The following is a 10,225-nucleotide window of genomic DNA, read 5'->3' on the forward strand; positions in this document are numbered from 1 at the left end:
GGGACTTGGATGTCCCAAAATCTTTCACGAGGTCGAAGACTCGCTTGAGCAAGGGCGCAGCAGGAGAGCAGGGCGATGGTGAGCCAGGGAGGACGCTCTGTTTTTGTAAGGATGGCGGTTACGGTACACAGCCGGTTGTCAGTGGTCCCCCGTGAGGGGCACGAATGAGACCGGGAGAATGTCCTGGGTCTGGATGGTGCCGCCCGATTCCTTTGTCACCAGGATCAGTTGTTGGGTGAAAAATCGCCCGCCCACCGGCAGTATCATCCTGCCGCCTGGTTTGAGCTGTTTTACCAGGGGGAGGGGGATGTGGTCTCCAGCGGCAGTAACGATAATGGCGTCGAAGGGTGCCTGCTCTTCCCAGCCGTGGTAGCCATCGCCTACCCTGACCCGGACGTCATAGCCCAGGCGGTTGAGCCTTTGGTCTGCCGATTCCGCCAGGGGTTCGATGATCTCCATGCTGTAGACCTCGGCATCCATATCCGCCAGTATCGCTGCCTGGTACCCCGAACCGGTTCCCAGTTCGAATACCCGGTCACCGGGTTTGATATCGAGAAGATCGGTCATGATTGCCACGATCAGGGGCTGGGAAATGGTCTGACCATGCTCGATGGAGAGCGGCCGGTTGCGGTAGGCGTAGGGGCGCGCCTTTTCGGGCACGAACTCATGCCTGGGCACATCCTCAAGTGCGCTCAGAACCTCCCGTGTCAGTTCGGAGCGGCCGAGGACATGTTCCATATCCTCAACGTCTTTTATGACTTCGGTAAGCAGCTTGATGCGCTGCTCCTCGTATTCATCGGCAACCGCAGGGTGCAAGCCCAGGCAGCTGAAGACGAGAATGCCGGCGAGGGCTTTCAGGAATACAGGACAGGTTTTCATGGCGCACCTCCTCCCCTTCCCTTTTTTCAGAAAGGGATATAGGGAAGTATGGCCAAAGATCTCAGGCTTGTTCAGGGATTGCCGGTGTGTTCTAGCCCGGTCTGCCGTCCACCCTGGGTTTGGTGAGAATTGGCAGGTAGGTCAGAAAAAAGGTGAGGAAACAGAGTACCCACACCACCCCGGAGAGCTGTATCCATAGGGTGTAGTAACGGGGTGCGAATACCGGTGCAAAAACCCGCACGGCAACGCCCAGGTTGAGCAGCAGGAATGACAGATTGACCAGCGCGCTGCTGATGATGGGGCGGCCGGTGTGGCCCAGGGAAACCCGGGACATCATGCCCAGGGTCAGCACGCCGATGCCACCCGTGGTCAGGGCGTGCTTGGCGTGATTGGCCGGAAAAAGATCCAGGGGCGCAAGACCCAGCATCAGGAAACCCAGGATGATCCAGATGAAGCCGCTGTAGAGAACCCAGAGTATAGGAATGCGCCAGGCATTGGGATGGTGCCAGCCGCTCAGGCGGATAATCTGGGCGAGGGCGATCAGCAGGCTCAATATGCCCAGCAGCCAGGGTGCTGGATAGACCAGGCCGAATGCGATCAACGTGCATACCAGGGCCGGTGTGGCGATCTCCATGGGCGAGTAGCGCTTTGGCCTGGCCAGGAGTATCGCCCCGCCGGTGAAGGCGGGGATGATTCTGCCGGAAATGATCAGTACCAGCAGCATCACCAGGTAGAGCATCATGTCAGTGCCGGCAGTTCCAGTATCGGCAATACCAAGTGATTGCAGGTGGGTCAGCAGGTTGGCCAGGGCCATGGCAAGCAGCGTGGGACCCTTGTAGGTCAGCTTCGGCTTTGGGGGTTCTGAGAACATTTTGAGCATGGTCGGTGGCTACTGCTGATGGTGATAACTCGGGAAGCGACATGGTAGCATGACACAGAATTTGGCTTTGATGTTGGTCAAAGAGTCGCAGCTCCCCGGCTCTGGTATCCTGCTTTGCCACTATCCCTGTGGGAGCCGCGCCTTTATACCTTCCAGGCACAAGTTCCCGGAGGGTGCACGCGGCGAATGGGCCCACTGGCGATCCGATCAAGGCCGCTTTCGGGGCGAGGCGCCCCTCCTACACCCGCGGCATACCGTCCGTCCTGGACATAAGCCGCTCTCGGCCATCCATGGCCTTCACGGCATAAGCACATCCCTGTGCAAAAAAAATGCGGGCCGGAGCCCGCATTTTCGCTGCGCGTCGCCGCGCAAATTTCAGCTGTGCTGAAAGCCCTTACTTGGCCTCTGCAGGAGCTACAGGCGCGTAAGGATAGGCGCCATAAGGAGCGCCGTAGCCGCCGTAGGGGTAGCCGTAGCCGCCGTAGGGGTAGCCGTAGCCACCGTAGGGGTAGCCGTAGCCACCGTAGGGGTAGCCGTAGCCACCGTAGGGGTAGCCGTAGCCACCGTAGGGGTAGCCGTAGCCATAGTAGGGGTGGCCGTAGCCATAGTAGGGGTGGCCGTAGCCATAGTAGGGGTGGCCGTAGCCGTAGCCGCGGCCATAGCCGGAACCACGACCGCTGAAGTTCATGTTGAAGTCGCCGAAGCCGTCGCCCCAGAAATCGTCACCCCAACCGCCGGGACCGCCCCAACCGGGACCTCCCCATCATGCGGATGCGGATGCAGATGCACCAATCAGAGTTGCGACAGCAGCAGCTTGAATGATTCTTTTCATCAGTTGTCTCCCTAACATATTTTTGCTTTTCGCTCATAAAAAATCAGTAGTGCGAATTACAAACATAGACCAAAAGTTGGGTAGGGGCAATAAAGAATATTAGTTGTTACTGATTTGCGGCACTTATATGACTAGCTTTTCTTTTTGCGTGCTTTTTTGAACAGTAATGGAGCAACGTCATCGAAGGTACTGGCGAAGTGGACCTTGATTCCCTTGGTGATATGGTCGGGCACTTCGTTGTAGTCACCCCGGTTCTCTTCCGGAAGTATCAGCTCCTTGACGCCTGCACGGCGGGCGGCAATCACCTTTTCACGGATGCCGCCGACAGGGAAGACATGGCCGGTGAGGGTCAGCTCCCCGGTCATGGCGATGTCCCGGATCGGTTCGTCCCGGACCAGGGAGAGAAGGGCCGAGGCCATGGTGATGCCCGCGCTGGGTCCGTCCTTGGGGGTGGCGCCGGCGGGCACGTGCAGGTGGACGAAGCTTCTTTCGAAGAACTCGGTGTCAGCGCCGTACTGTTCAGCGTGGCCGAGTATGTAGCCATAGGCGATCTCTGCGGATTCGCGCATCACGTCGCCCAGCTGCCCGGTCAGTTTGAAGCCGCGGTTGAAACCGTGGGTCTTGGCTGCCTCCACGCTGAGGGTGGCGCCACCCATGGCGGTCCAGGCCAGGCCGGTGACCACGCCGGGACCACTCAGCTTGCGCTCGTCACGGAAGATGGGGCTGCCGAGGTACTCCTCTAGGTCATCCCTGGTCACCGTAATCGGTGTCTTCTCGCCATCCAGTATCTTGACCACAGCCTTGCGAACGATCTTGCCGATCTGCTTCTCCATGCGACGCACGCCCGCATCCCGGGCGTAGCCATTGGCGATGGCCCGCAGGGTGGCCACGTTGACCTTGACCTGGCTGCGTTTGAGTCCCGCCTTATCCAGTTGTCTCGGCAGCAGGTACTTGCGGGCGATTTGCAGCTTCTCCTCGGCGATATAACCTGAGAGGGAGATCAGCTCCATGCGGTCCAGCAGCGGGCCTGGAATGCTGTCGAGCTGGTTGGCAGTGCAGATGAACAGCACTTTTGAGAGGTCGAAGCGCAGGTCCAGGTAGTGATCGAGAAAGTCGGTATTCTGTTCCGGGTCCAGCGCCTCCAGCAGGGCGGAGGCGGGGTCACCGTGATAGGAGGCGCCGATCTTGTCCACCTCGTCGAGCATGATCACCGGGTTCTGGGTGCCGGCCTCCTTCATTGCCTGGATGAATTTTCCGGGCATGGCGCCAATATAGGTGCGCCGGTGTCCCTTGATCTCTGCCTCGTCGCGCATGCCGCCGACGGAGAAGCGGAAGAAGGTGCGGCTCAGGGCCTCGGCGATGGATTTGCCGATGGAGGTCTTGCCCACGCCGGGCGGGCCCACCAGCAGTATGATGGAGCCGCTGACTTCCCCTTTCATGATGCCCACAGCCAGGAACTCCAGGATGCGCTTCTTCACGTCATCCAGGCCGTAGTGATCCTTGTCCAGGGCCTTGCGGGCGACTTCGATATCCAGGTTGTCCTTGGAGTGCTTGCCCCAGGGTAGCAGGGTGATCCAGTCGATGTAGTTGCGGGTGAGGGCGTACTCCGGTGAGCCTGTTTCCAGGATCGCCAGCTTGTCCATCTCCTCTTCCACCCGCTTGGCGGTCTGCTCGCTGAGGGTAAGCTCAGCGAGTCGCTCGCGGAACTTCTCCAGTTCGGCGGTGCGGTCGTCCTTCTCCAGGCCCAGCTCCTGCTGAATCGATTTGAGCTGCTCGCGCAGGAAGAACTCCTGCTGCTGGGTTTCCATGCGCTCTTCCACCGATTTGCGGATTTCGTGCTGGGCCTTGGCCAGTTCGAGCTCGGTGTTGAGCAGTTCAATGACCCGCTCCATGCGGGGCAGCAGGTCGATCGCCTCGAGGATCTCCTGCAACTGGTCACGGTCGGCCGTGGTCAGGCTTGCTGCGAAGTCGGCCAGGTGGGAGGGGTCCTCCGGTCCCATGCGGTCGAGGAAGATGCGCAACTCCTCGCCGTAGAGCGGGTTGAGGGGTACCAGCTCCTTGATGATGTTGATGATGGCCATGGAGTAGGCCTTGACCTCGCCTACGGCGGTCGCCGGGGGGTCCTGAAAATAGTGTACCTGGGCAGTAAAAGGTGTCCGCTCGTCTATGAAATGCTCAATGCGAAAGCGTTGCAGGCACTCAACCAGCACCTGGAGACGGCCGTCCACCTTTTGAACCCGGTGGATGCGGCAGGCGGTGCCGATCTCCTTGAAGTCCGCAGGGGTCGCCTCCTCCGAAGTGTTGGAGTCCACCAGTATGATGCCGATGGTGCCATGGCCATCATCTTCTGCCTTGGCGATGCTTTCGCTCCAGTGATCGGCATCCATGAGCAGCGGAACCGCCTGGGCAGGGAAGAAGGGGCGGGTGGCTACTGGCAGCAGGTGTAGAACACCGGGCAGTACCTCCCCGGGGCGTGCGAGGGCCTGGTCGGTGATGATCTCTACTGTTTCGTCGATGATCTCTTCGTCGTTCATGGGCTGCAGGTCTGACGCTTGTCTTCAGTTACGTGTTATATCGGTCTTTTTACGCGGTTTTACAAGCCATATTGGCCAGGCGTACAAAATCTTCCACCGCCAGCTGTTCTGCTCTCAGGGTTGGATCGATGCCGGCTGCTTCAAAAATCTCTGCATCGATCATTTTTTTAAGACAGTTGCGCAGGGTTTTGCGGCGCTGGCTGAAGGCCTGGGTTACCAGGCCGGAGAAGCGTGCCTGGTCAGTGATGTCGTATGGCGAGTCCTTGTAGGGCGTCAGGCGCAGAAAACCCGAATCCACCTTGGGTGCCGGTTTGAAGGCACCGGGGCCGATATCGAACAGATTGGACACCTTGCAGCGGGACTGGATCATCACCGATAGCCGGCCGTAGGTCTTGCTGCCGGGGCCTGCGGCAATGCGGTCCACCACCTCTTTCTGCAGCATGAAGTGCATATCCTCGATGCAGTGTGCCTGCTCCAGAAGGTGGAAAAGGATGGGTGTGGAGATGTTATAGGGCAGGTTGCCCACCAGGCGCAGAAGATTTCCGTCCTCTGCAAGCTGGCAGAAATCGAACTTCATGGCGTCGGCATTGAATATGTGAAGTTCGCCAAGGTCGCCACATGCCTGGGCCAGGGGCTCCAGCAGATCCCGGTCCAGTTCCACGGCCTGAAGCCTTCCGGTCGCCTTGAGCAGTTCCCTGGTGATGGCACCCTGGCCGGGACCGATTTCGACCAGGTGGTCCCCTGGTTTTGGCGAGATGCTGGTGATGATGCGGCGAATTACGCCCTGGTCGTGCAGGAAGTTCTGGCCGAATATCTTCTTGGCCCTGTGTGCTGGTGGGTTGCCCATGCGTTTATTCGAAAATTCAGTTGTTTATCGATGGCTGTGTAGATAAGCCCAATGATATCACCACCTTAGGTTCACGTGTGGAGGGATTGCAGGTCGCAACGATATTCGCATCAGTGCATGTGTGATTTGATCGATGTGTGGGTGTTATCGATTAGATTATGCCATCGGTCAGATTTTGTCTCTGCTTTACCACCCACACTAGGCTCATTATGCTACCAATACCGGCACACAGGTAAGGCTGTGTCATTGCACCTCTGTGTAATTTCAACTCATCAAGGTAGAAGAGCTTGAGCCAATCCAAGATAAACACCCCACTCTTTACGACGTTTAGTCATGTCATCGCCATCCTTACCGGGATTGCGGTGCTGTACATGGTGCTGTTTGCACCCGACTTTTACATAAACGCTTTTGTTAAAAAGGATAGCGTCACGAGTACCGGAATCGTTGAACACCTAACCTAGTTAATCCTAATCCCGGGCATCTTCCTGATTTATTGGCCTCGGTGCGTTACGCATCGAGACTTCCGAAGACTGCGAACGCCTGGCTGCTGGTGTGGGCAGTGGCATGTATTTACTTTGCAGGTGAAGAAGTAAGCTGGGGACAATGGTATTTTTTATGGGATACGCCGGAAGTTTTCCAGGAGATCAATGACCAGAATGAAACCAATCTGCACAACACCTCGTCCTGGCTGGATCAGAAACCACGTTTTGTTGTTGAACTTTTCATCTTCATTAGCGGCTTTATCTGGCCGATTCTACGCTTCTTTGGCTTGAGACCGCAGAGGACTACCGAAGAATGGCATTACTGGATTTCTGTGTCGGGGTTGTGCTTTTCTGCTGCTGCACTTTTTACCGTAGTCCGTTTGTGTGGCTGGTCGGATAACTCGATCATATTAAACTTCGGCAACACGGAGTTCCGCGAACTGATCATCGCTTTGGTTCTGACATTGTATCTCTCGTCATTCTGGTTCAGATTGCGGGTATTGGCCCGAGATTCAGACCCGTCCGGATGACTATGGATTCATTGATCATGAACGAATTCATCTGCGGCAGAAGGCTTTCCAGGTGGGTGGAACTTGTCGTGCAATGTATTGTGCGAAGTAATTGTGTGTCAGTTATAGGATTTACTCCTGTACTCAACTGCGATCAAAAGTGGGATTACCCAGCCTTATAAACCACTAAAATATTTGAAAAATTCACACGGAGGGCTGGATCTGGCCGAATCTCTTCTTGGCCCTGTGTGCTGGCGGGTTACCCATGCGAAGTTTCGATTTTTCAATCTGTTATTGAGTGGTAAGGAGCGGCTGATTCCTTGTCGGCATCCTTATTATTTTGCAGGCTCCAGCAGCTCGGCCAGGGCGTTCTCCCCGGCCAGTTGCAGCAATCCGGCCAGCCGCTCGTTAAAGGCCTCCAAGCCGTCTCCGTTGTCGACCAAGTTAATGTGTCCCACCTTGCGGCCAGGACGCTCTGTCTTGCCGTAAAAATGGGGTGTCGCCCCGGGGAACTCACGAATCGTCGTCTCATCCTGAAGCAGCCCGATCAGATTTACCATGGCCGCTTGCACCGGTGCGTCGGTTGCGCCCAGCGGCATACCGCTTATCGCGCGCAAATGATTCTCGAACTGCGAAGTGCACGCCCCCTCGATGGTCCAGTGACCGGTGTTGTGCACCCGTGGCGCCATTTCGTTGGCGTAGAATTCATCCCCAACCTGAAAAAGCTCCAGGGCCAGAACGCCCACGTAGTCCAGTTCATTCAGCAGTCGTTGGATGAGGGACTGCGCCGTGGATTGCTGGGGGTGGCCCTGTCGGCTGAGGGAGAGCCGTAGAATACCTTCCCGGTGGTGGTTTTCGCTCAATGGGTAAAATGCTAATTCCCCTGTGCGACTGCGTGTGGCAATGATGGAGAGCTCTCGCGTGAACTCGACCATCGATTCCACGATGCAGGGCACTTCGCCGACCTGTGTCCAGGCATCGGGAAGGTCCTCCGGCCGTCTCAGCACCGCCTGCCCTTTTCCGTCGTAGCCCATGGTGCGGGTTTTCAGGATGGCGGGCAGGCCGACAACCGCAATTGCCTCTTTCAGATCATCCAGGGTGTCAACGGGCATGAACTCGGCGGTGGGTATCCCGAGAGCCCGAAAGCAGCGTTTCTCCTTTAAACGATCCCGTGCCACAGCCAGCGCTTGGGATGAGGGGTGGAGGTCTATCTGCTGTTCCAGCGACGCCACATGTTCTGCAGGAATGTTCTCGAACTCGTAGGTGGCCACATCTGCCCACTCGGCCAGCTGCCGTTTCGCCTCTTCATCTTCGAAAGGCGCGCAGAGATGTTGACCGAATGGTGCAGCGCAGGCCTGCGGATCAGGGCAGAGGAACATAAAGGACATATCAAGCTTGGCGCCTGCCTGTGCCATCATTTGGGCCAATTGACCACCGCCGAGAATGCCGACATTCATGACAGGTCCCCTCGCGGATCGGGATTGGCCAGCACCGTTTCGGTCTGATTTTGTCGATATGCCTGCAGTGCGGTTTTTATCGGCTGATACTTGTTGGCCAGTATGCTGGCGGCAAGCAGGGCCGCATTTGCAGCGCCCGCTCGGCCGATAGCCAAAGTGCCCACTGGAATGCCAGCCGGCATCTGGGCGATGGAGAGCAGCGAATCCATGCCGTTGAGGGCCTTGGATTGCACTGGGATCCCGAGCACGGGCAATGAGGTTTTGGCCGCGGTCATGCCGGGCAGATGGGCTGCCCCGCCCGCTCCGGCGATGATCACCTCGATGCCGCGCGATTCGGCTTGTTCGGCGTAGCTGAATAATTTATCGGGAGTACGGTGCGCTGATACCACCTCTGTCTCGTGCGGTATGTTGAGTTGTTCCAGAATGGCCACCGCGTGCTGCATGGTCCCCCAGTCGGATTTGGATCCCATGATGACGCCTACCAGCGGCGACTCTTGCTTGTCATTCATTTAGACTTGTTCCTGATTTCATAGTGCAACGGCATATTTTACCCGTCATCACCCCTAAAAATACACTGATGTTATCGATTTAGTTCAAGAACCGGCACCACCGCCCAGCGCCAGCAGGTATGCGAGCCCATGGGGCTGGACATGAAGTGGGGTGGAGCGTGCTCCGCATCAGGGGGTATGTCGCAGTCCGTCTACGTTGGAAAATGCCTCGAATGTGAGGTGCGTGGGCGGGTTCGGACAGCTCTCCGCAAGATGTTGTCACGAATGGGCGAGGTGCTGCCGGTGATGAGGCGACAGGCGCCTGGGTCGTGAAGGAAGTTCTGGCCGAATCTTTTCCTGGTCCTGTGTGCTGGTGGCTTGCCCATGGGTTTAATTGATTTTTCAGTCGCTTATAAGTTGGCTGCTTGGATAAGACAGATGATATCGCTGACTTAGGTTCGCGTGTGGAGTGATTGCATATCGTATCGATATTTCTGTCGGTATTTATTCGGCGGAATATATGGTTTGCTTTATACTGGGCGATCGAGAAATTACAAGGGTACATCTACACGGCTGCAGATGTCGCCGTCGCTGGGATGCGTGTCATTCAAGCTTTATGTCTTGTCCGGACAATGCGTCAGGTCTTGCAAGAGCAACAGCAAGTAGACGACTGCCTTATCTCGACGCTAATAAAATGGGTTCAGATAAACCAAGAGCAGTTCAGTCACTGACTTGCCTGGCAAGATGTTTGACGGTCGTTGATTGCCAATACATAACTAGGGGATATAAATGAAGAAACTTGCTATTTCACTTATGTGTGCTGGGATTGCTTTTTCAGGTGCAGGGATTGCAGGAGAACAGCTGTCAGGAGAAGAGGTAAGGAAGGCATTTTTTCAGTAAAACAGCGGAAGGCACGAATGCAAAAGGAAAAAATTCAAGAAAGTTTATCAGGAAGATGGAACTGTGAGGCTAAAGGGTGATGAGACAGCCACCTGGTATGTATCCGACGATGGTCTGTTATGCCAGAAATTCAATAAAGAAAAATGCATGTCGATTGAGCGAGATGGTGACCAATACACGGCGTTCAAGAACGGTAAAAAGAAATCCACTTTTATTTTGAGATGAGGACTTGAGGGAATCTCTAAAAACCCACCTTAATCTGCGATAGTAACACACACACAACTTTTCAATCACAGTACACAGACTATGCAACCGAAGTTTTTTGCCCACGAAGACCGTCTTGAATTGCTTGAACGCCTTGGCGATCCGTTACCTAAACTGGACAAAACAGTGCAGTGGGAAGCATTTCGCAAACTG

8 protein-coding genes are annotated in these 10,225 nt (G+C 56.1%); 1 reads left to right on the forward strand and 7 read right to left on the reverse strand.

From position 1 onward, the window contains the following. Positions 1–138: 138 nt before the first annotated feature. The 5 genes from BOW53_RS11515 to rsmA all read right to left on the reverse strand — a co-directional run bounded on the left by BOW53_RS11515 (position 139) and on the right by rsmA (position 5,972). Entirely contained in the window at positions 139–879 is a 741-nt protein-coding gene (locus BOW53_RS11515) for a protein-L-isoaspartate(D-aspartate) O-methyltransferase (protein WP_078488131.1), read from the reverse strand. 91 nt (positions 880–970) lie between these two features. Further along, on the reverse strand, positions 971–1,759 hold the full coding sequence (locus BOW53_RS11520; RefSeq protein ID WP_078488132.1) for an NnrS family protein: 789 nt from the start codon (positions 1,757–1,759) through the stop codon (positions 971–973). 394 nt (positions 1,760–2,153) lie between these two features. Beyond that, positions 2,154–2,447, reverse strand: a complete 294-nt coding sequence (locus BOW53_RS11525) for a hypothetical protein (RefSeq protein ID WP_342748435.1) — start codon at positions 2,445–2,447, stop codon at positions 2,154–2,156. Between the two features lie 275 nt (positions 2,448–2,722). Further along, entirely contained in the window at positions 2,723–5,125 is a 2,403-nt protein-coding gene (gene lon, locus BOW53_RS11530) for an endopeptidase La (protein WP_078488133.1), read from the reverse strand. Positions 5,126–5,174: 49 nt separating this feature from the next. Beyond that, on the reverse strand, positions 5,175–5,972 hold the full coding sequence (gene rsmA / locus BOW53_RS11535) for a 16S rRNA (adenine(1518)-N(6)/adenine(1519)-N(6))-dimethyltransferase RsmA (protein WP_078488134.1): 798 nt from the start codon (positions 5,970–5,972) through the stop codon (positions 5,175–5,177). Between the two features lie 559 nt (positions 5,973–6,531). Between rsmA and BOW53_RS11540 the strand changes: the two genes are divergently transcribed. After that, positions 6,532–6,984, forward strand: a complete 453-nt coding sequence (locus BOW53_RS11540; RefSeq protein WP_078488135.1) for a hypothetical protein — start codon at positions 6,532–6,534, stop codon at positions 6,982–6,984. A gap of 314 nt (positions 6,985–7,298) precedes the next feature. Here the strand turns inward: BOW53_RS11540 and BOW53_RS11545 are convergent, their stop codons facing one another. Both BOW53_RS11545 and purE read right to left on the reverse strand, forming a co-directional pair. Next, positions 7,299–8,420: a 5-(carboxyamino)imidazole ribonucleotide synthase gene (locus BOW53_RS11545; RefSeq protein WP_078488136.1), complete on the reverse strand. Its 1,122-nt coding sequence runs from the start codon at positions 8,418–8,420 to the stop codon at positions 7,299–7,301. Continuing rightward, on the reverse strand, positions 8,417–8,929 hold the full coding sequence (gene purE, locus BOW53_RS11550; RefSeq protein WP_078488137.1) for a 5-(carboxyamino)imidazole ribonucleotide mutase: 513 nt from the start codon (positions 8,927–8,929) through the stop codon (positions 8,417–8,419). Before purE ends, BOW53_RS11545 begins: the two co-directional genes overlap by 4 nt. Between the last annotated feature and the right edge of the window lie 1,296 nt (positions 8,930–10,225).

The organism is Solemya velesiana gill symbiont (assembly GCF_002020805.1).
In the GTDB taxonomy this organism is placed as follows: Bacteria; Pseudomonadota; Gammaproteobacteria; order Chromatiales; family Chromatiaceae; genus Sedimenticola_A.

Excerpts from the sequence above, each read along its gene's own strand:
- BOW53_RS11520 (WP_078488132.1), bottom strand. The coding sequence starts at position 1,759 with ATGCTCAAAATGTTCTCAGAACCCCCAAAGCCGAAGCTGACCTACAAG.
- purE (WP_078488137.1), bottom strand. The coding sequence starts at position 8,929 with ATGAATGACAAGCAAGAGTCGCCGCTGGTAGGCGTCATCATGGGATCC.
- BOW53_RS11525 (WP_342748435.1), bottom strand. The coding sequence starts at position 2,447 with ATGAACTTCAGCGGTCGTGGTTCCGGCTATGGCCGCGGCTACGGCTAC.
- BOW53_RS11515 (WP_078488131.1), bottom strand. The coding sequence starts at position 879 with ATGAAAACCTGTCCTGTATTCCTGAAAGCCCTCGCCGGCATTCTCGTC.
- lon (WP_078488133.1), bottom strand. The coding sequence starts at position 5,125 with ATGAACGACGAAGAGATCATCGACGAAACAGTAGAGATCATCACCGAC.
- BOW53_RS11545 (WP_078488136.1), bottom strand. The coding sequence starts at position 8,420 with ATGAATGTCGGCATTCTCGGCGGTGGTCAATTGGCCCAAATGATGGCA.
- rsmA (WP_078488134.1), bottom strand. The coding sequence starts at position 5,972 with ATGGGCAACCCACCAGCACACAGGGCCAAGAAGATATTCGGCCAGAAC.